The organism is Dissulfurimicrobium sp. (genome assembly GCF_049968175.1).
Classification (GTDB): domain Bacteria; phylum Desulfobacterota; class Dissulfuribacteria; order Dissulfuribacterales; family Sh68; genus Dissulfurimicrobium; species Dissulfurimicrobium hydrothermale.
The window spans coordinates 1-20,119 of the sequence record NZ_JBMFRG010000001.1; the positions used below are offsets into that span (position 1 = coordinate 1).

Annotated in this window: 19 protein-coding genes and 1 tRNA gene; 11 read left to right on the forward strand and 9 right to left on the reverse strand. The window is 49.4% G+C overall.

Going from position 1 to position 20,119, the window contains the following annotated elements:
• Positions 1 to 51: 51 nt before the first annotated feature.
• The 4 genes from ACP5SG_RS00005 to ACP5SG_RS00020 all read right to left on the reverse strand — a co-directional run bounded on the left by ACP5SG_RS00005 (position 52) and on the right by ACP5SG_RS00020 (position 4,794).
• Positions 52 to 876, reverse strand: coding sequence for a class I SAM-dependent methyltransferase (locus tag ACP5SG_RS00005; protein ID WP_428120813.1), 825 nt, complete (start codon positions 874 to 876; stop codon positions 52 to 54).
• A 54-nt stretch (positions 877 to 930) separates the two neighbouring features.
• Positions 931 to 3,105 (reverse strand): vitamin B12-dependent ribonucleotide reductase, encoded by a 2,175-nt coding sequence (locus tag ACP5SG_RS00010; RefSeq protein WP_428120913.1) that lies wholly within the window; start codon positions 3,103 to 3,105, stop codon positions 931 to 933.
• Positions 3,106 to 3,220: 115 nt separating this feature from the next.
• Positions 3,221 to 3,955 carry an ABC transporter permease gene (locus ACP5SG_RS00015; RefSeq protein WP_237888920.1) on the reverse strand — a complete coding sequence of 245 codons (735 nt, stop codon included), beginning with the start codon at positions 3,953 to 3,955 and terminating at the stop codon, positions 3,221 to 3,223.
• On the reverse strand, positions 3,952 to 4,794 hold the full coding sequence (locus ACP5SG_RS00020; RefSeq protein ID WP_237888921.1) for an ABC transporter ATP-binding protein: 843 nt from the start codon (positions 4,792 to 4,794) through the stop codon (positions 3,952 to 3,954). Before ACP5SG_RS00020 ends, ACP5SG_RS00015 begins: the two co-directional genes overlap by 4 nt.
• Positions 4,795 to 4,922: 128 nt before the next feature.
• On the opposite strand from ACP5SG_RS00020, the gene ACP5SG_RS00025 reads away from it, so the two are divergent.
• The 9 genes from ACP5SG_RS00025 to ACP5SG_RS00065 all read left to right on the forward strand — a co-directional run bounded on the left by ACP5SG_RS00025 (position 4,923) and on the right by ACP5SG_RS00065 (position 15,320).
• Positions 4,923 to 6,365 (forward strand): aminopeptidase, encoded by a 1,443-nt coding sequence (locus ACP5SG_RS00025; protein WP_237888922.1) that lies wholly within the window; start codon positions 4,923 to 4,925, stop codon positions 6,363 to 6,365.
• 126 nt (positions 6,366 to 6,491) lie between these two features.
• Entirely contained in the window at positions 6,492 to 7,466 is a 975-nt protein-coding gene (locus tag ACP5SG_RS00030; RefSeq protein ID WP_237888923.1) for an FAD-dependent thymidylate synthase, read from the forward strand.
• A gap of 15 nt (positions 7,467 to 7,481) precedes the next feature.
• On the forward strand, positions 7,482 to 9,113 hold the full coding sequence (gene nadB / locus ACP5SG_RS00035) for an L-aspartate oxidase (protein WP_237888924.1): 1,632 nt from the start codon (positions 7,482 to 7,484) through the stop codon (positions 9,111 to 9,113).
• The gene (locus ACP5SG_RS00040) at positions 9,110 to 9,835 is read left to right on the forward strand and encodes a TVP38/TMEM64 family protein (RefSeq protein ID WP_428120820.1); all 726 of its coding nucleotides are present in this window, start codon (positions 9,110 to 9,112) and stop codon (positions 9,833 to 9,835) included. The genes nadB and ACP5SG_RS00040 overlap by 4 nt, the downstream gene beginning before the upstream one ends.
• A gap of 62 nt (positions 9,836 to 9,897) precedes the next feature.
• Entirely contained in the window at positions 9,898 to 10,398 is a 501-nt protein-coding gene (locus tag ACP5SG_RS00045) for a phosphatidylglycerophosphatase A family protein (RefSeq protein ID WP_237888926.1), read from the forward strand.
• Positions 10,388 to 11,656, forward strand: a complete 1,269-nt coding sequence (locus tag ACP5SG_RS00050) for a CinA family nicotinamide mononucleotide deamidase-related protein (RefSeq protein WP_424661323.1) — start codon at positions 10,388 to 10,390, stop codon at positions 11,654 to 11,656. The genes ACP5SG_RS00045 and ACP5SG_RS00050 overlap by 11 nt, the downstream gene beginning before the upstream one ends.
• Complete coding sequence (gene thpR, locus ACP5SG_RS00055; RefSeq protein WP_424661324.1) at positions 11,619 to 12,218, forward strand: RNA 2',3'-cyclic phosphodiesterase; 600 nt, start codon at positions 11,619 to 11,621, stop codon at positions 12,216 to 12,218. The genes ACP5SG_RS00050 and thpR overlap by 38 nt, the downstream gene beginning before the upstream one ends.
• Before the next feature lie 99 nt (positions 12,219 to 12,317).
• Positions 12,318 to 12,884 carry a chemotaxis protein CheW gene (locus ACP5SG_RS00060; protein ID WP_237888929.1) on the forward strand — a complete coding sequence of 189 codons (567 nt, stop codon included), beginning with the start codon at positions 12,318 to 12,320 and terminating at the stop codon, positions 12,882 to 12,884.
• Positions 12,885 to 12,929: 45 nt separating this feature from the next.
• The gene (locus ACP5SG_RS00065; protein ID WP_428120827.1) at positions 12,930 to 15,320 is read left to right on the forward strand and encodes a methyl-accepting chemotaxis protein; all 2,391 of its coding nucleotides are present in this window, start codon (positions 12,930 to 12,932) and stop codon (positions 15,318 to 15,320) included.
• A gap of 80 nt (positions 15,321 to 15,400) precedes the next feature.
• Here the strand turns inward: ACP5SG_RS00065 and ACP5SG_RS00070 are convergent, their stop codons facing one another.
• The 5 genes from ACP5SG_RS00070 to ACP5SG_RS00090 all read right to left on the reverse strand — a co-directional run bounded on the left by ACP5SG_RS00070 (position 15,401) and on the right by ACP5SG_RS00090 (position 18,587).
• A complete protein-coding gene (locus ACP5SG_RS00070; RefSeq protein WP_237888931.1) occupies positions 15,401 to 15,691 on the reverse strand; it encodes an integration host factor subunit alpha in 291 nt (96 codons plus the stop codon).
• A gap of 75 nt (positions 15,692 to 15,766) precedes the next feature.
• Positions 15,767 to 16,879, reverse strand: coding sequence for an AI-2E family transporter (locus tag ACP5SG_RS00075; RefSeq protein ID WP_237888932.1), 1,113 nt, complete (start codon positions 16,877 to 16,879; stop codon positions 15,767 to 15,769).
• Between the two features lie 302 nt (positions 16,880 to 17,181).
• Positions 17,182 to 18,234, reverse strand: a complete 1,053-nt coding sequence (gene queA, locus ACP5SG_RS00080; RefSeq protein WP_428120833.1) for an S-adenosylmethionine:tRNA ribosyltransferase-isomerase — start codon at positions 18,232 to 18,234, stop codon at positions 17,182 to 17,184.
• A 13-nt stretch (positions 18,235 to 18,247) separates the two neighbouring features.
• On the reverse strand, positions 18,248 to 18,445 hold the full coding sequence (locus ACP5SG_RS00085; RefSeq protein ID WP_237888934.1) for a DUF2065 domain-containing protein: 198 nt from the start codon (positions 18,443 to 18,445) through the stop codon (positions 18,248 to 18,250).
• A gap of 68 nt (positions 18,446 to 18,513) precedes the next feature.
• Positions 18,514 to 18,587 (reverse strand) — tRNA-Met (locus ACP5SG_RS00090).
• A 191-nt stretch (positions 18,588 to 18,778) separates the two neighbouring features.
• Between ACP5SG_RS00090 and ACP5SG_RS00095 the strand changes: the two genes are divergently transcribed.
• Positions 18,779 to 19,081, forward strand: coding sequence for a hypothetical protein (locus ACP5SG_RS00095; RefSeq protein WP_237888935.1), 303 nt, complete (start codon positions 18,779 to 18,781; stop codon positions 19,079 to 19,081).
• A 226-nt stretch (positions 19,082 to 19,307) separates the two neighbouring features.
• The gene (locus tag ACP5SG_RS00100; protein ID WP_424661326.1) at positions 19,308 to 19,988 is read left to right on the forward strand and encodes a DUF5714 domain-containing protein; all 681 of its coding nucleotides are present in this window, start codon (positions 19,308 to 19,310) and stop codon (positions 19,986 to 19,988) included.
• Positions 19,989 to 20,119: the final 131 nt, after the last annotated feature.

Consider the following 20,119-nt stretch of genomic DNA (forward strand, 5'->3'; position numbering starts at 1 on the left):
CATTTACGATTTTTGCTTAGCCATCTCATATAATGATTTTTTACGAGATCATCAAGAATTAAACATCAAAGATTTAAGCCTATAGAGGATCCTTTTTATGTCGTTCGTAATTTTGGCAGATATGCGGCCCCCTAAAATCCCGCGTTTTCCCTGCTGTTGCCAAAATCTGTTGCACACCGTTTGCCCGAGTTCTTCAAAAAATCTATGGAAGCCAGGGTCTTTTGAGTCATTTATCATCCTCAAGATGTCTTTCGGCACTTCCCTCCCTATGACCAGGACACCTAGGCCATAGCAATGATCGAATTCGATATGCGGATAGCGGTCCTTGACGGAGTCAAAGAAACGTCTTACGCCAAAAAATTCAGCCGCAGGGCCGACATTTTCACGGGTTACATTTATATCATGGAAAAGGACAACACCCTTTTTTATCGAAACCTTCGGCAACCAAGTATGGAAGTCGCCACTTACCGCTTCATAGGTATGGGTGCCGTCTATATGTAGGATATCTATCGAGCCATCTTCAAATTTGTTGGCCGCTTCGTCAAAGCTGGATCTTATTAATACGCCTATATCGGGATAGTTCTTTTTGATATATTCCGATATCTCGAGGTATATGTTTTCATCAAACTTGCCCATATGGATGTCGCCTTGCCAGAGGTCAACCCCGAAGCATTTGGCGTGTAGCCCAAGGATGTGTACCGCCTGACAAAATGCGGCAAATGATGAGCCGCTGTAAGTGCCGAGCTCGACGATCATCTCAGGCCTGAGCCTTTTAACAAGCTCAAACGCAAAAGGGATGTGCCCTATCCACCACTGCGACTTCAATAGCTCAGGTCGCGTCTTTGCAAATATATATTCCCAGGCGTTAAAGGCCATAGCCCCTCTGTTTCATCACCAGGTCTATCTGTATTCCGATGCAGACAGACCGGTCTAATCACATCTCGAAAACCCGCATGACTGGCATAGGAGGCAGCCTTCCTCCGGCTCCAATGTGCCACCACATTCCGGACATACCCTGCCTGCCGCAGCCGTCTCGGCCAGATCCGGATCGGCCAACCCCTCGATGTTTTTCATGACCTTGGCCATGGCGTCGGGGCACGACAGTATCTGCTTGCCTTCCTGCCAGATGGGTGACGGACAGCGTATCCCTATGAGTTGTTTTATTATCGCATGAACGCTCACGCCCGAACGCAAGGCCAACGAAATGAGTCTGCTTTCGGCCTCCATCTGACAGGCTGCACACCCTCCGGCTTTTCCCATCTGGGCAAACACCTCGCAGATGTCCTTGTCATCCCTGTTGACAGTCACATAGAGGTTACCGCAACCCGTCCTTACACGTTCGGTAATGCCTGTCGTCCTGACAGGTCTAGGTCTCGGCTCTATTTTATTGACGGCGGCCTGCCGTTCTTCTTTTTTGAGGTTCAAGACCTGCACAGGGCGGCTTCCATCCCTGTATATGGTAATGCCCTTGAGCCCCTGCCGCCATGCCAGGAGATACGCCTTTTTGATGTCCTCCTTTGTGGCCTCATTTGAAAAGTTTATGGTCTTTGAGACTGCGTTGTCGGTGTGGCGCTGAAAGGCCGCCTGTATTGCTATATGATCCTCGGGCCGGATATCCCTAGATGTGACAAAAATGCGTTTCAGATCCTCAGGCACCTCATCGAATCCCTGGATCGACCCCGAATGGGCTATGCGCTCCATGAGTTCGTCAGAATAAAGTCCCTGTTTTCGCATAGCCTCCACAAACAACGGATGGGCCTCTATAAGCTCGGTCCCGTCCATGACTTTTCGGATGTAGCTTACGGCGAACAAGGGCTCTATACCGCTCGAGGCCCCTGCTATAATGCTTATCGTGCCTGTAGGGGCAATGGTCGTTGTGGTGGCGTTTCTCATGCATTCGACCTTGCCATCATAAATACTACCTTTGAACGCAGGGAAACTCCCGCGCTTGCGGCCCAGCTCCATAGACGCCTCTTTTGACTCATTGTCTATGAAGGTCATGACCTCTTCGGCCGTCTTGACCGCCGCTTCTGAATTATAGGATATGCCGAGCTTTATCAGCATATCTGCGAATCCCATGACCCCTAAACCGATCTTTCTCGTACGGAGCGTGGCATCGCGTATCTCTCCAAGCGGAAACCTGTTTACGTCGATCACATTATCTAAAAAGTGCACCGCATCCCGAACCGTATCTCTGAGCCCTGCATAATCCACAGCCCCATCTTTTACAAAAAGCCCTAGATTTATAGAACCCAGGTTGCATGATTCATAGGGCAAAAGCGGTTGTTCGCCGCATGGGTTCGTGCTTTCGATTTCACCCAGGTGCGGCGTCGGATTTCCCTGATTCATCCTGTCAATGAATATTATGCCAGGCTCACCGTTTGTCCATGCCGAATCGATTATCTTTTCGAATACCGCGGCTGCAGGCAGGCGTCTCACCTCAGCGCCGGTTTTGGGGTTTATAAGGGCATATTCCCTGCCTTGCTCTACGGCCTTCATGAACTCCTCTGTAAGAGCGACGGAGATGTTGAAGTTGTTGAGCCTGTCCGTCCTGGTCTTGCAGGTGATGAATTTTTCTATATCGGGGTGATCCACCCTCAGTATGCCCATGTTTGCGCCCCTGCGGGTCCCACCCTGCTTGATGGTCTCGGTGGCTACATCGAATATGGTCATGAACGATATTGGTCCGCTGGCCACGCCGTGGGTAGTCTTGACCCTATCACCTTCGGGGCGGATACGCGAAAACGAAAAACCAGTACCCCCGCCGCTCTTGTGTATCATGGCCGCATGTTTGACCGTCTCGAATATGCTCTCGATTGAATCTTCCACCGGCAGGACGAAACAGGCTGAAAGTTGCCCCAGCTCCCTACCCGCATTCATGAGCGTCGGCGAGTTAGGCATGAAGCGCAGGGAGGTCATAAGGCTGTAGAATCGTTCGGTCAGGGCGTCCGTATCGGCGTTTCCATTATATGCAAGGTCGGCGCCGGCTATGGTCTTCGCCACACGTATGAACATGTCTTCAGGCCTCTCGACGACCTTCCCCTGTTCGTCTCTTTTGAGATATCTGCGCTTAAGTACGATAAGCGCATTCTGTGACAACGGCAGCCCGGTATCTATGGTTTTTTGTGGATCGCGTTTTTCCATAATCTACCTCATTGGATAAAATAGTTACAATATGCGCCTGTTTTTCTCAAGGGCCTGTTATTGGAAAGACGCCCAATCAATCCATGGCCTTTTTTACCATACGCACCGCAGCGCCGAATGCGATGATCCAGAGCACCAGGAGCAGAAGGTATGACCAGACCTCAGGGCGGCCTCCGAATGCCGCGATCCTCATGGCAGATGTGGCATGGGTGATGGGAAGTATGGACAGCAGTTTTTGCGCCCATATTGGCATGCGCTCGACCGGGAAAAACGTTCCACCGAGGAAACCCATGGGGGTGATTATGAAGTTTGAAAGCAGCATCTGGTCGGCATGTGAGCGCACGAGCATGGCGAAGCAAACCGCAAGGGATGCGAAAAAGAGGGCATTGAGACCCATGGCGACCCAAAAATATACATCGTAGGAGAGAAAGACGCCGATCATGAAGGAAAGGCCGATGATTATAAAACAGGACAAGAGCGCCCTTGTAAGTCCGGCCATAACCTCGCCTGTCACATACGCAAGATGGGATATCGGGGCAGCTTGAAATTCTTCGAATATCCGCCAGTAAAACCTGGCTATGTTTATCTCGCTTGCTATGGCGAAGGCCTGGGTCATGCTGGTCATGGCCATGAGCCCCGGGATCAGAAATTCAATATAGGGACGGCCGTGAAGGGTGACGTCTTTTCCCATGCCGAAACCAAAGGCCACGATATAGAGTACAGGCGAGACCGACATAGAGGCCGCCTGCCTGAAGAATCTCCTTTTAAGGATCAAGAGTTCCCTATAATAAACGGCAAACCAGCCCTTCATTGCCGTTTTACCTTTTTCCCGGTAAGCGCAATAAAGGCATCTTCGAGATTTACCCGCCTCAAGGTGAGCTCTCCACCATATTTGGCGACATGCCTGCGGGCATCATCTTGGCTCTTGAAATAAAATGTGCGTATTCTGTCATTATCTATCTCGTCTATGGCCCAGATCCCAAGGTCTGATATCAGATTCAAGGGCGTGTCGATGGTCACGATCCTCCCTTCATCCAGAAATGCGACCCTATCGGCCAGAAACTCCGCCTCTTCTATATAGTGGGTCGTAAGAAACACGGTCGTCCCATCCTTGTTTATCCGTTTGATAAGCGCCCATATCTTTCGCCTGATGGCCGGATCGAGGCCTACAGTCGGTTCATCTAAAAACAATATCTTTGGCTCGTGCATGAGGGCGCGCACTACCATGACCCTGCGCTTCATGCCGCCGGACAGTTCTTTCACAAGGCTGTCTCTACGTTCGGCTATGCCTGCATAGGCAAGGAGCTCGTCTATCTTCTCCTTTCTCCTCAACCGCTCCATGGAAAAGAGCCTCCCATGGATGTCGAGGTTTTCATAGACGGTAAGCTCTGCGTCAAGATTTATGGTCTGCGGCACGTAGCCGCAATGGAACTTGGCCTCTATCGGTGCCTTTTCTATATCTAGTCCGTTCAGGTTGATCTTGCCTGATGTAGGCCTGGCAAGGCCGGTAAGTATCTTTATAGTTGTGGTCTTGCCAGAGCCGTTTGGACCGAGATATGCAAATATCTCACCTTCCCGCACGTTCAAGTTTATACCCTTAAGTGCTGTAATGCCGTTGTAGACCTTGACCAGATTCTGGATGTCTATCATTTTGTTAAATGTAGCCGGTTTTGCGGTTTTTCAAAGTCTTCGGCGGCATTGTTTATACCATTGCGCTCTTTTTATGTGTGGTTATTATGAGGTATTCATCATTTCAAAGGACATAAGGTGTAAGTGCGATGACAGAAAAAGGACTTTCCAAGACCGAATACAAGAAGCTGGAAAAGAAACTCACGCGTAAACGAAGACATGCATGGCTACAACTATCCGATGGTGAACGCAAGGAGATATTTGAGTATGCCGAGGAGTATAAGGAATTTCTCAACAATGCCAAGACCGAGCGTGAAGCGGTAGATGCCATCTCGAAAATGGCCGATGATCATGGCTTTGTTCAATCTGAAAGGACGGATGGGGATGCACGCAGGCTCATCTGGAGTTTCAGGGGCAAGATGTGCGCCCTGGCTGTGCTGGGCGTCCGTCCTGTAAATGAAGGGGTGCTGATGATCGCATCCCATATCGATGCGCCACGGCTCGATCTCAAACAAAACCCGCTATATGAAGAGCTTGACATGGCCTATCTGAAGACTCACTACTACGGCGGCATAAAAAAATTCCAATGGGTCACCCGTCCGCTCGCGCTCCATGGGGTGGCGATAAAAGGAGATGGTAGAGTTGCGTATATAAGGCTCGGCGAGGATGCCGACGACCCAGTCTTTACGATAAACGACATCCTTCCGCACCTTGCCTACAAGGTGCAGGCAGAAAAAAAGACCTCAGAGGCCGTTCCGGGCGAAAAGCTGAATGTGATCTTCGGCGGAAATCCGCTCCTCGGCCCTGAAGATATGAAAGACGCAGTCAAGCTCTCGATCTTGAAGATCTTAAATGAACGTTACGGCATTGTCGAGGAGGACCTTGTGAGCGCGGAGCTTGAACTGGTCCCTGCCGGGACCGCCAGGGATGTAGGTCTCGATCGGGCCTTTGTAGGGGCATACGGCCATGATGATCGTTCCTGTGCATATGCGGCCCTAAAGGCGGTTTTAGAACAGCAGCAGCCTGACAGGACTATCATGGCCGTATTTCTCGACAAAGAAGAGATCGGGAGCGAGGGCAACACAGGCGCCAAGTCCAAATTTCTCGAGTTGATCATGTATGACATCATTAGAAGATCAGGGTTCAAGCTAGGACCTGATACACTTGTCCGCACCTTTATGAACTCAAGGGCCATTTCAGGGGATGTAACCGCAGGTGTTGAGCCCGATTATCAGGAGGTTCACGAGAAGCGCAACGACGCACTAATGGGTTATGGCATATGCCTTACAAAATATACAGGTTCCCGCGGCAAGGTCGGGGCCAACGACGCCCATGCGGAGTATGTGGGATGGATAAGGAATATATGGAACAAGGCCGGCGTGATCTGGCAGACGGGAGAGCTTGGCAAGATCGACGAGGGGGGCGGCGGAACTGTAGCGAAGTATCTGGCAGGGTATGGGATGGACGTGGTCGATGCCGGTACCCCGCTGTTGAGCATGCATTCGCCATTCGAGGTAGCACATAAAGCTGATCTCTTTATGACGTATAAGGCCTACAGCGCATTTTACGGTGGAGACAAAAATAAACGATAAGCATCGCCCCTTTTCGAAGGACCTGTCTTGCCGCCGGACAAGATTATTTTGGAGGAATTTCTGGCACAAGAGATGATGCTTGATGCAAATCCTGATTTTTAGTGTACTCTACTACAACAACACACCATGAAGATTATAGAACAGTCATTTCAAATTATTGACGAATATGAGAAAAGGGGCGCAATCCTTGAACAGATAGAGCGCTGTGGCCGCATCTGCTACAAGAGCGAGGATCGTATATCGTCTGGTTCGGCTGAAAAATTCATAACGGGTATCATAGAGCGAGGGCACGAGTCGGTCCTTGAGATGGCGCAACTGGTGTTTGAAATCGTGCTTGACGCCGAGACCCCGATGGTTAAATTCTTTGAAATTATTCCTAGTTTTTGCAGAAGCAGCCGTCTGGACAGGAAGAGATTCATCCTGTCCGGCAATCCCCGCGTCTTCAGAGATCTTGCAAGGGCGTACGGCAACCTTAAAGTGGTAAAGGCTATTCTCGGTCTGCTTACAGACAGGTACCCGGTCCTATTCTCCGACATAGCCTTCGGGGGCGGGCGTAGGTCTAGATGGATGCCACAGACCGGAATAAGTGTCAGGCTCATGACGCCCGATGAGATCTCCAGTCTTCCTCAAGACATCCTCATCAGACACAAGACCATCCTCATCCATCTTGTGACAAACAGGGCGGTGTCCCATGAACTCGTCCGCCATCGCGTGGCCTCATATCTACAGGAATCCCAGCGTTACTGCAGATACGGCGAAGCCCGATTTGGAGGCGAGCTGGTCTTTATTCGACCTTGTTTCTATGAAGAAGGTACAAGGGAATATGAAATATGGTTGAAGGCCATGGCCGAGGGGGAGAGGAGCTATCTCGAGCTCTTGAAGACATCTTCTCCACAGGCTGCACGCACAGTGCTTCCCAATTCTTGTAAGACAGAGATCATGGTGCATGCGGCTATTGACGAATGGATGCATATAACGAGGCTCAGGGCCTCGAAGGCGGCCGATCCATCCATGCGGGAGATTATGCTCAAGATATTGTCTGAACTGGTCTGCCGTTATCCTGACATCTTCGGCCTGATAGCTCAAGGTCTGGGTCTTTAAGGACCGTGTATGAGTATGGAAAAAAAGACTGATTTTTTGATCATAGGAAGCGGGATAGCAGGCTTAAGCCTTGCCATCAAGCTGGGCGCGATAGGGCGTGTTGTGGTGATTACCAAAAAAGGTGTGCAGGATACAGCTACAAATTGGGCGCAAGGCGGGATCGCCTGTGTAGCAGGGCCTGACGACAGCTTTGATCTTCATGAATACGATACCCTAAAGGCCGGTGACGGCCTCAGCCATGAAGAGGTCGTACGTATGATTGTAGAAGGCGGTCCTGACAGGATAAGAGAGCTTGCGTCACTTGGTCTGGAGTTCTCGATAGACCAGGGCCGTCCCGACAGCTATGATCTCGGCAAGGAAGGCGGACACAGTAGAAGACGTGTGGTTCACGCAGGCGACATCACTGGCAGGGTCATTCAAAAGACCTTGACGGAGAGGGCGTCGGTTGATCCGAATATAGAGATCCTTGAAAATCATATTGCAGTTGATCTCGTCACAGAGGGGAAGATCAGATCGGGTTCTGCAAAAAAAACCGGGGAAAGATGTCTTGGCGCCTATGTACTCGATGTCTCAACCGGTATCATACATACCATCCTTGCCCCCGTGACCGTCCTTGCGACAGGTGGCGCGGGCAAGGTCTATCTCTATACAACCAACCCTGATGTCGCCACCGGGGATGGCATAGCCATGGCGTACAGGGCAGGGGCTAGAGTGGCCAACCTGGAGTTTGTACAGTTTCACCCTACCTGCCTCTATCACCCCCAGAAAAAAAATTTTTTGATCTCAGAGGCGCTAAGGGGCGAGGGCGCGAGACTCATCGATTGGTATGGCGTGCCATTTATGGAAAAATATGCGCCCGTGCTTAAGGAGTTGGCTAACAGAGACGTTGTCGCAAGGGCTATTGACATCGAGCTTAAAAAGAGCGGAAAAGAGCATGTCTATCTCGATATAAGCCACAGGGATCCTGACTTCGTGCGCAGACGGTTCCCGAACATCTATGAGACATGCCTTAAACTAGGTATAGACATCACCCGTGAGCCGATACCGGTAGTGCCGGCCGCACATTATATGTGCGGCGGTGTCGTCACAAACAGATACGGCGAGACGGATCTCAAGGGCCTTTTTGCTGTAGGAGAGACGGCCTGCACCGGGCTTCATGGGGCGAATCGCCTTGCCTCGAATTCACTTCTTGAAGGTCTTGTGATGTCGCACCAGGCCTTTTTAAGGATTTCTGCTACGTTTCAGACGCTCAAAAAGATGGATTCCATCTCTGTCCCCCCTTGGGACCCAGGCGGTGCAGTGGATATGGACGAGGCTATACTCGTCTCCCACAATTGGGATGAGATACGCCGACTGATGTGGAACTACGTGGGCATCGTAAGGAGTGCAAAGCGCTTAAGACTTGCGGGCCAGAGGATAAAACCTATCCTGAGGGAGATAAATCAGCACTATTGGGACTATATCCTTACAAGTGATTTTGTGGAGCTTAGAAATATAGCCCAGGTGGCGGACTTGATCATCATGGCGGCCAGCGCCCGTTTCGAATCGCGTGGCGGGCACTTCATCCTTGACAATCAAGAGAAAGATGACTGGAACTGGCGTAGAGACACTATCCTGAGGCGCTCCAAGGGCGATCCGTCGCTTTGAATCCGTTGAAGAAAAAGACACTTGCATTCGTCTTCTTCGTTTTGGTCTCTTTTATTGGTCTTTATGTCTTGTTTTCCTGGGATTGGAACAAAATCAAGACCTTCTGGGGCAATATGGCATATGTTATAGAGCATCGCGATGTCCTAAGGAGACATGTGGAGTCCTGGGGTGGGCTCGCCCCGTTGGCGTTCATCGCCCTGCAGGCACTCCAGGTGGTATTCGCACCCCTTCCTGGTGAGGCCTCCGGGATAATCGGAGGCTTTTTGTTCGGCCAGTGGATGGGATTTCTTTATTCCACTATAGGTCTTACGGCAGGATCCATGGCGGCTTTTTCCGCGGCCCGTTTCGCCAGACGGTTTGTCAGGACCTGGCTGAAGCGATCCGAGATATACAGACGTTTTGAATACCTATTGGAACGCCAAGGCATATTCATTTCATTTGCACTCTTTCTTATCCCTGGGTTTCCAAAGGATTTTCTCTGTTATATTTTAGGGCTGAGCAGGATGCCGTGGCAGATATTTTTGGCTGTTTCTACAATCGGGAGGATGCCTGGCACGATTCTCTTGACGCTTCAGGGTGCAAGGCTCTACGACGGCGACTTGCCAGGTCTAGCGGTTATGCTTTTTGTCGCCCTTGTCGTCGTCTTGCCTGCATGGCGCTATCGTGAAGGATTGTACAGATGGGCCGAGAAACATGCAAAGGACGGCAATGGCGCGGACTGAGATTAGCAGGACTGTTTTCAGCTATTTTGATGGACCATCTGGCAGGATCTTTATTAACGGCGATGGAAAAGGACATACATCCAGATTGTCGAAATGATGTAGCTGATAAGGCCGCACTGTCCATTGCAACCTGCCTTGGGATCGGGAGGCTCCCATGGGCCCCAGGCACGTGGGGCAGCATCGTTGCAATACCCATTTGCCTCGGGCTTGGCGGCCGTTCGCCCATTACCGAATCGTCTTTTCTGTTCCTCTTTTCGCTCTGTTCCCTCTGGGCTTCAGGTAGGGCTGCGAAAATCATCGGGAGGAACGACCCGCCGGAGGTGGTTATCGATGAGGCGGTTGGTATGAGCTTTGCCCTGGCCTTTGTTCACCTGGATTTATATAGGATAGCGGCCCTCTTTTTGCTTTTCAGGATATTTGACATTCTTAAACCATTTCCCATAAATTATATAGATAAAAAAGTTCATGGCGGTACGGGCATAGTGCTTGACGATATAGCTGCTGGGGTATGCGCCAACGTAGTATTAAGTCTAATGGAATATCTTTTGAATCATGTATGGTGAAATAATAGCCATAGGCGACGAGCTTGTTACCGGACGGGTGCAGAACACCACCAGCACCTTTGCGGCGAACAGGCTCTTTCTGGCAGGGTATCAGGTAAAGGGCATAACCATGATCGGCGACGATGCCGAGGCCATCAAGGCCGCCCTACTTTCGGCCATGACAAGGGCGAATTTTGTTATCATAACAGGCGGCCTTGGTCCTACCAGCGACGATATAACCAACGAGGCAGTGGCTAAGGCGCTGGGCCGCAGACTCGTAGTCAATGAAGATATATTGAAAAAGGTCTATGCGGAAAGACGTGTGTGGGGGGATACGCCTGATATTATGTTGGAAAAACTCGCATTTTTACCGGAAGGCGCCGAGTTTTTAAATCCTGATGGACATGCATCGGGCTATGTGATCATCGATAAAGGGGTTTTTATCTTTTGTCTCCCTGGCGTGCCAAAGCAGCTGGAATATCTCCTGACGACGCAGGTCATCCCCAGGATCGAGGCAGCCTTTTCGTCGGGATTCATAACCAGACAACGCACCTTCAAGGTCTTCGGGCTCCAGGAGACAGAGATAAATGTAATCGTAAACAGGCTCCTTGAGGAGATGGACGGGATAAATGCAGGCTATTATCCCGATTTTCCCGAGGTCTGTCTCGTTGTCTCGGCAATGGGCCTTGACAAGGATGAGGTAGATAAACGCTTTGTCAAGATCTGCAGGGAGGTGGAGGTTGCCTTAGGCGAGAGCCTTATAGGGACTGATGGGGATACGCAGGAGTCCTTGGCCGGGGCGCTCTTGAGCGCAAAGGGTGAAAGCCTGGCTGTTGCCGAGTCGTGTACGGGCGGCCTTGTGGCCCACAGGATTACCGGCATACCGGGCAGCTCTCAGTGGTTTGAAAGGGGTGTGATATCATACAGCAACAGGTCAAAGATGGAGATGATCGGGGTCTTGCCGGAGACGCTTGATCGTTACGGGGCGGTAAGTAGAAATGTAGGCATAGAGATGGCTGAGGGAATAAAAAAGACGGCCGGCACCACCTACGGTCTCGCAATCACTGGTTTTGCAGGCCCAGGCGGCGGGACTGCCAGTGAACCAGTGGGTGCTGTTTATATAGCGTTGAGCACCCCAGAGTCCACATCTTGTGAGAGGTTTTTATTTTCAGGCTCAAGACATGAAATCCAGATACTATCTGCAGAGACAGCCCTGGATTGGCTCCGAAGGCGCCTTAAGTATGGCTCGAATCTTTATAGCAATAGATATTCCAGATAACTGCTGTAATATTGTTAGAGACAGGTTGGCCGTCTGGCGTTCATATCGGTCTGACAGCCGGGCCGATATAAGATGGGTCAGATCCGACAACCTTCATCTTACGCTGAAGTTTCTTGGTGACGTATCCGAAGACCGACTTGATCTGGTCTATTCGGCATCCAGACAAACGGCAGCAAGTCATGATGCCTTTCCCCTTTATCTTTCCGGGACAGGCGTGTTTCCTGGTACTGACAATCCAAGGGTGTTGTGGATCGGGATCAAGGGCGCCCTGGATGCACTCTGTTCCTTACAGGGCGATCTTGATCTGCTCTTGGAGAGGGCCGGATTCCCAAGAGAGACAAGACCATTTTCCCCGCATTTGACAACTGGCAGGGTACGATCCAGGCGGAGGATCGCAAGGTTTCTGAATACGTATCTGGAAGAGCCGATTGAATCGGCCCCTTTTGATGTAAAGGAAATAGCGATTTATAAAAGCGAGATCACAGGAAACGGCCCACTGTATCACATATTAGCTAGATACCCGCTTGGAAAGGTCGTTATCGCTGCACAGGGGTTATCTTAAAGTCATGATGATTTTGTGACGATAATAATTTATAGATTACTAAAAATATATCGACCTGGGTTGTTCGATTGAATACTTTTTGTTTGAGAGGCGCAGTTTATGGAACAATCTGAAGAGCGCCCTGGGATGTCTGTCAATGCGCCTTATCACGTTGTCTTTTTTAAACTCCAAAGACAGACATGGGCTGTAGGGCTGGATTGGGTCCAAGAGGTCTTACAGCCCAAGGGGTTGGGGATCATGCCGAATGCACATCCTGTCATCGCCGGACTTTTGAATGTAAGGGGTCAGATCCTGCCGGTTTTAAAGGTCGGTGAGATATTGATGAAACGGCCCATGGGCGATCTATTTGAATCCATGTCCGCTCTTGAAGGTATTGATGCGCAGAACAGGGTCCTGCTTATCGGCGGCGGAGAGGCGAGCATTGGAATCATGGTGGATTCGGTCATCCGCATCGGGAGTTTGAATTCAATAGACACGAAAATGACCAATGCCGGCGGCATGGAGCCATTATGGAATGCCGATTTTGTATGGGGCCTGGCGGAATATGAGGACGCGGTTTTGCCGGTTCTTAACGTCCAAAGGCTTGTAGATCACATAAAGGGTCTAGGTTTTGACGACACACATCAAGCTGACGCTGTCTCGACGTCGCTTGGTAAACAAAGATAGTGGCTGTCTGGATTCAAATTTGAGAGGTGGGCAAAGGAGATTCATATGTTTAAGTTAAGGGGCGATCTAAGTCTAAAGGCGAAGTTTGCAGGGATTATTCTTGGGATAGGTTTGATTATCATCATAGTAAACTTGGCTTATACATTCTATAGTATAGAACCTCTAAAAAGAGAGGCAATTGAAAATAGAAAGCAGGTAATATTGTCATTATTAAATGATGATATCAATGAATTTTTTACAATAGCCAAAACTAATGCTGTTGCTATAGCAAACAACGGTACTCTTTCAAGGGCTATTCTTGAAAATAATAGAGAGCTTGCACTAGACAGGCTAACCAGCCTTCTCGATGATTATAGACAACGTACTGACTTGACAGCCATAAGAGTACAGCTACGTACTGCAGATGGTACATCATTCCTAAGAAGTTGGGCGCCAGATGCCTATGGAGACAATGTAAAAAACGTAAGGCCGACTCTTGTGGCGGTGGAGCAAACAAAAAAAGTTATAGCGGTATTTGAAGTAGGGACAGTTGATATTGCAATGAGATGCATGGCGCCGATTATCAGAGACAACGATTACATAGGATCGGTGGAAATAGAACAAACTCCGGATAAAATAGCCAAAGATCTACACAAAAAAAATCTAAAATATATTCTGGTTTTAAAAAGAGATATGCCACAGGTTAAAAGAATTATCGAGGCAGAGCCAAGGGTGGCAGTGGGGGATAATTATATCATTTCAGCCGATAAGTGGTTTGATGATACAGAAAAATATATTGCAAAAACACTTGACTATAAAAAACTTTTAGCTGATGGCTACGAAATAACAGATAAATATTTTATTACCTATAGCCCGGTAATCGATTATCAGGGACAGAATGTAGGCCTTAATATAGTTGCAGAAGATATCGGTATTTTGAATGGAAAATTTAACGAACTTTATATGGGGCAGTTTAAGTTTACAGGTCTTGTTATACTTTATCTGGCAATTATGGCCGCCGCTCTTTCGCTGTTTTTCCATTTCCTCCTCGTAAGACCTATTACTGATACCGCATCCGTACTTCAGAAGATCGCCAAGGATTTGGATTTCACTAAGCGGATAAAGATAAAGACCAAAGACGAGGTCGGACGCATGACCGAGGCAGTAAACGGGCTCCTAGGTGTGCTGCAGGATACCTTCAAAGACGTCATGCAGACAATGGTATCTTTTGCACAGATGAGTCAGAAGGTGCACGAGGTGTCAAAAAATATCGTCACCAACGCGTCCGTTCAGGCTGAAAGGGCCAAGGACGTCATGCAGAGGGTCGCCGTTATGGGTCAGACTGCGGCCGAGGTGGCCTCCCATGCCGAATCGTCCGCTAATATCGTATCAGAGGCGTCCAAATCCATAAAAGAAATAGCCGATCTGAGTATGGAGATTGCCAAGATATCGGTGCAAAACAAAGAGGGTTCGAAGTCCGCGACAAAGATTGTCTCGGAGATGGGGGAGACCGCTAAGGAGGTCCAGGCAAGAGCCTATGCCCAGGCCGCGTCTTCTGCAAAGACCGCCGAGGCGCTCCATGCCATGGCGGATCAGCTCAGCAAGATGGCAGTTGAGGCCCAGGAATCGGCGAGGCGCTCCCAAGATGCGCTTGTAAGCGCCGAAGAGGGTGGCAAGGCCATGGAGCAGATGATCCAAGGTATGGACGCCATTGCCGAGAGTTCCGACCAGGTCAAGGAGATTGTTGACCTCATCTCGGATATTGCTGAACAGACAAACCTCCTTGCATTGAATGCGGCCATCGAGGCGGCCAGGGCTGGCGAACACGGCAGGGGATTTTCGGTGGTGGCGGATGAAATTAGAAAGCTGGCGGAACGCACATCGGAATCCACCAAGGAAATAGCGGAACTTATCAGATCTAGCATTGAAAGGGTTGAGGAGGGTAAGAGATATACAAATCAGACCGCGCAGATCATCTTGAAGATCATGGAGAGCGTCAAATCCGGCACTGAGGTTACGACCAATATCTCGGAACTCGCCACCAAATATGCGGGCGACACCCAGGCCCTGCTCAAACTGACCGACGATCTGAAGGGTCTTGCGGATCACATCGTCCAGATGACGAACCAGCAGGCAACCCGTAGGCAGATGGCTGAAGACGCCATGAAAACCCTTATAGCTATAAGTGAAGAGATTATAAACATAACCAAGTCGGCCGAGGATATAACCAAGGGCGCCGTGAAGACAGTTGAAAAGGTCGCCGCCAATTCGGAAGAGATCACTAAAAGGACTGCGATGCAGAGGGAGAGAAGCGCAGCGCTCCAGAAACTCATGGATGAGATGGCCGAGACGGCAACCAGAAACGCCCAGAGCGCCAAAGGAACACTCTCGGCAATGGAAGGTCTGTTGGCACAGGCAAGACAGGTCGAGGAAGAGATCAGACGCTTTAAGATCTAGATATAAGCGCAATAAACCCCCTGGCCTTGAGGCCGGGGGATTTATTTATTTTTATTGCGGCATCTTATTTTTGTGTTGCATCACCCCTTGCCGGCGTTCAATTTTCTGCGAAGCACACCTGACGGACGAAATGTGACCACGCGTCTGGGTTCAAGTATCAGGTCATCCCCTGTGTGCGGATTTCTTCCGCGCCGCGCCTTCTTTTCTTTTACAATGAATTTCCCGAATCCACTTATAAGTATATCGTTTCCTGTTTCAAGATATTGTTTCATGAGCTCAAGCAGCGTCTCAACGGATTTTGTCGAATCAGCCTTGCTCAAGACCTTGCTTTCATATATGCGCCGAATGATATCCGCCTTTGTAAGGGTCATTTGTCCTCCTGCCTTAAGGCTTGCAACATAATTGCAAAAATAAAAAATATCTCCTGTAAAGTCAAGCTGATATCTTTATTCTAGTAGCCGTTTCATGCCGTTGCCCGGATATCCAAGGTAGTTAAGCCGGTATATCTCGAGAATGGATACACAGAGTGCGATTATGATCGGACCTAGCACGAGTCCAAGGAGGCCAAAGACGTTAAGACCGCCTAGTATGCTGAAAAATAGGAAGAGGCTGTGTAGATGTGTCTTGCCGCTTATCAGATAGGGCCTTAGGAAGTAATCTATCTGGCTTATCAGGAGTATGCTGAAGATAAGAAGTACGGCACCCTTCAAATATGAGCCAGCCAGAAACAGATAGAGGGTTGCCGGTACCCATACAAGGGCTGTGCCTACGATTGGGATGAACGTGGCGATTCCCATGACTATTCCCCATAATAAGGGGGCCGAGAAGCCAAGGGCCCAGAGGATAAACACCCCTAGCCCGGCCTGTATTAAGGCGGTCAGGATATTGCCGTAAAGGGTAGCGTACAATACATCTGATATGATCTTGAAAAATCTCTCTATTTCTACGTCGTGAAAAGGCAGGACACCCTTAAATGTGTCGAGGAATTTTTCTCCGTCTCTGAAGAGGTAAAAGAGCACCACCAGCATCAACAGGCCGTCAAAGACGACGGTGATTATATTTTTGAAAACCACCGTCCCTTGCGCTATAAAAGATTCGCTGAATCTCTTGACGAGGTCTGTCATGAATTGCCCTGGAGAGATATTGCCATGGATGTTGAACATAGAAAACAGATTGGACAATAACCTATTTAACAAAGGGTGCGCCCCCGGATCAGGTATGAGGCCCGGCCCTTTGGACGATATGGCGGCCTGAAATTCGTCATAGACCCTCAGGACCTCGTTAGCAAGGCTCCCTAGAAGGATGAAGACTGGAATTATTATAAAAGATATGATTATGAGGCACATACATAATGCCGATATACCCTCTTTCCCCTTTAAAATGCGGTTTATCCGCTGAAAGACCGGATAAAAAAACAAGGTCAGTACGATAGCCCATGCAATGGGGTAGAAAAAGGGGGCGAATAGTCTAAGGCCTATAATCAATATGGAAAGGGCAATCCCGATCGCCAGGAATATCACGAACTTCTGGGTATCGTCTGGATTATATCTATGATTCATAAGCTGGCGTCGAATCCGGTCTTCACAATAGAATTTGCCGTATAATTTTTTATCGGTATTCCGGCCTTAAGTCCTTAACGGAATATGGGCGTCGGGTATATACAGGAAACAGCAAGGAGACCGCATTGATTTATCGTATATCGTATTTGACTATAAATCCGTTCCCTGAAAATTCCAATGAGTTTCTGCAAGGGCTAAATAGTTTCTTTTTTTTAAGTGTTGGGGCTGTCAAATCGTTTAAATCCTGTGTTTGGATCTGGTTGTGGTATCGCTGGACGCTGGGGAGATCACCCCTGATTCTATTAGACGATGAACATCGCATCCCCATAGCTGTAGAACCTGTATCCTGCCTTTATGGCCTCGCCATAAGCCCTTAGGACCTCAAGTCTGTCTGCGAATGCCGAGACCAAGATGAGCAGGGATGATCGCGGGAGATGGAAATTCGTAATCATGGCGTCCACCACCTTGAATTCATATCCAGGTACTATATAGAGGTCGCACAGCCCCTCAAAGGCCCTGGGCGTTCCGTCGCAGGATGACGATGCCTCCAGCGCCCTTACAGATGTGGTTCCTACCGCTACAATGCGCCCGCCGTTTTTCTTTGCCGCGGCCATTTTATCGATCGTATCCTGCGGGATCTTGACCCATTCGGCGTGTATCTTGTGTTCACGTATGTCGGGCGTCCTGACAGGGGCAAATGTGCCGTAGCCCACATGGAGAGTGATCCATGCCATGACGACCCCCATGTCTTCAATACGTTCGAGTTGACCCTGTGTGAAGTGCAGGCCTGCTGTAGGCGCTGCAACCGACCCTGTCTCCTTAGCGTAGACCGTTTGATAGTCTTCCATATCAGACGGCACTTCGTCTCGTTTTATATACGGAGGAAGCGGCGTTTCGCCGCACAGGCTGAGCGCTGTCTTGAGATCGCCCTGAAATGCGAGTTCTATCTCAACATGATTTTCCGGCAGTATATCCAATATAGATATGTCCAAAATACCACGGCAACTCACCTTTTGACCAGACCTCAAGGGTTTTGACGAACGCGACAGCGCCGTAGCCCTTGCCCTGCCCTCGGTCTGCATGACAGGGAAGTGCAACAGGAGGAATTCGACCGCTCCTCCTGTTGCCTTTCTAGCTTTGACCCGCGCCGGGAAGACGCGGGTGTTGTTTAATACCAGACAATCCCCAGGCCTTAGGTACTCCTCCAACCTGCTGAATGAGCTATGGGTTATCGAACGTCCTGCCCGATCGAGCACCATGAGTCTCGATGCATCTCGCTGCCTTGCCGGGTGTTTTGCTATCAAATGCCCAGGTAAATTGTAGTCGTAATCTTCCAATTTAAAGCTGACTGGCATGTAAGGTGGGGAATTAAAAGGGATCTGTCTTTTGAACTAGATAGCAGATGCCGAGCCCGACGATCATGCTTGCGAACCCAAACCAGCGGAGCGTGGCCGGCGGCATCTTTTCTGCCTCGCGCATGATTTCCTGCATCTTTTCGGGGAAGGCAAAATACGGGATGCCTTCCACTATAAGAAGGATCCCCAGGGCGTTAAAAAGAAGGTTCATATTTTTTAAAATTAGCGGCCTTGATATATAGGCTGCTCGTTTTTTTGGCCGGCAGTTGATTTATTTTTTGGCGGTGCAGGGACTTGAACCCCGGACACTGCGGATATGAGCCGCATGCTCTGACCAGCTGAGCTACACCGCCTTTACGCTTAGAATATTTTTTGCCGGAATCATTATTGATTTTTATTGATCTGTCAAGAAGAAATGAGGTCATGCAGCCTAGAAATAAAAATATAATGGAAAACACCTTGCATTTCATACTGTTTTTCCGTAAAATTACTAAAACAACGGCATGAATTTAAGTTTTGTATTATAGGCCTGTCGAGGGGTCACATGGCAAAAGTAGTAAACATTAAAGATGTAAAACGCTCTTATATCGGGCGGACCCGCAGGCTTGAAAGCCTCAAAGAGGAGCTCCTCAGAGGCTATGGCATCGATCTTGACCAGTTGATGTCAAACGAGCCTGCGACAAACCTTACAGTTGAGCAATTCGAAGACCTTACAGAGCGCATACTATCGGTTGTCGATGATTTTTGTGAAGAAAACCCGCAAGTTACTATACATGATGTCCTCTATACGTTAGAAAACGTAAAAGATATCATAAAAGACAATTCAGGCATTGAAGACGACGGCTGATTGGTCGTCTTGTCCGCCTTTTATAAATTGAAGCCAGGGTCGCCTTACATCGCGGATGATTTTTATCTCCTACTAAGCCTGCGGCCTGTAGGCATTGGAAAGTCGAATTATGGACATACTCGACAGAAATGCCCAAATCTGTTGATTGCCATCTGTCAACCAGCCTGGTCAGACTAAAGATAACGACACCTCTACTGTCAAGTATGCCGCACAGGGAGAAAATTGCATGTTGTGCGGTGCCCCACTTGAGTATCTGACAACCGGCAAGACGGTCGAATGCTCCTGCTGTGGGAAAGATTTTGTAACCCACGTTGTCTGCCCGAATAGGCATTATATATGCGATATATGCCACAATAATTACGCCGTAGGACTTATAAAGCAGGTTTGCTCCTCTACAGATTCAACGGATCCGATTGGGATATTCGAAGAGATGCTCCGGTTTTCAGGCGTCCCCATGCTGGGGTGTCACCATGCCTTTATGGCCGCCGGGGCATTTATCGCCGCCATAAAAAATGAAGGGACGTTGAACGTGACGGACTCTACAATGGAAGAGGTCTTTTTGAGGACTGGGCGACAGGCTGTAGGGGGCTACTGCGGGCTGACTGGCGTCTGTGGGATCACCCCAGCGCTTGGGGCATGCTTTGCTGTTATCTTGGGTTCAAAATGCGGAACGGATCGGGAACAAAGGCTGACGATGGATGCAGTCTGTGAGATTTCGGCCGCCATACGTGACCTGACGGGCCCGAGCTGCTGCAAGGCGTATGCAAGAAAGGCGCTTGAAACGGCACAACACGTACTGAAATGCGTATTAGGTATCACACTATCCGCCGCTGATACGCCGATCGCGTGTCATGATGCACCGAGGCACCCCCATGGATGTCGAAAAGGATGTCCTTATCTTATTTAAAGACTTCAAATCGTTATTTGGGTATGATGCTGCATCTTGCCAAGGGTATTGCGGGCGCGGTTATGATTGTGGGCGCTCCTTTCGTATGGACCTGTGCCGGCGGTGAGATCTCAGGTTTGGCGTCCTATTCG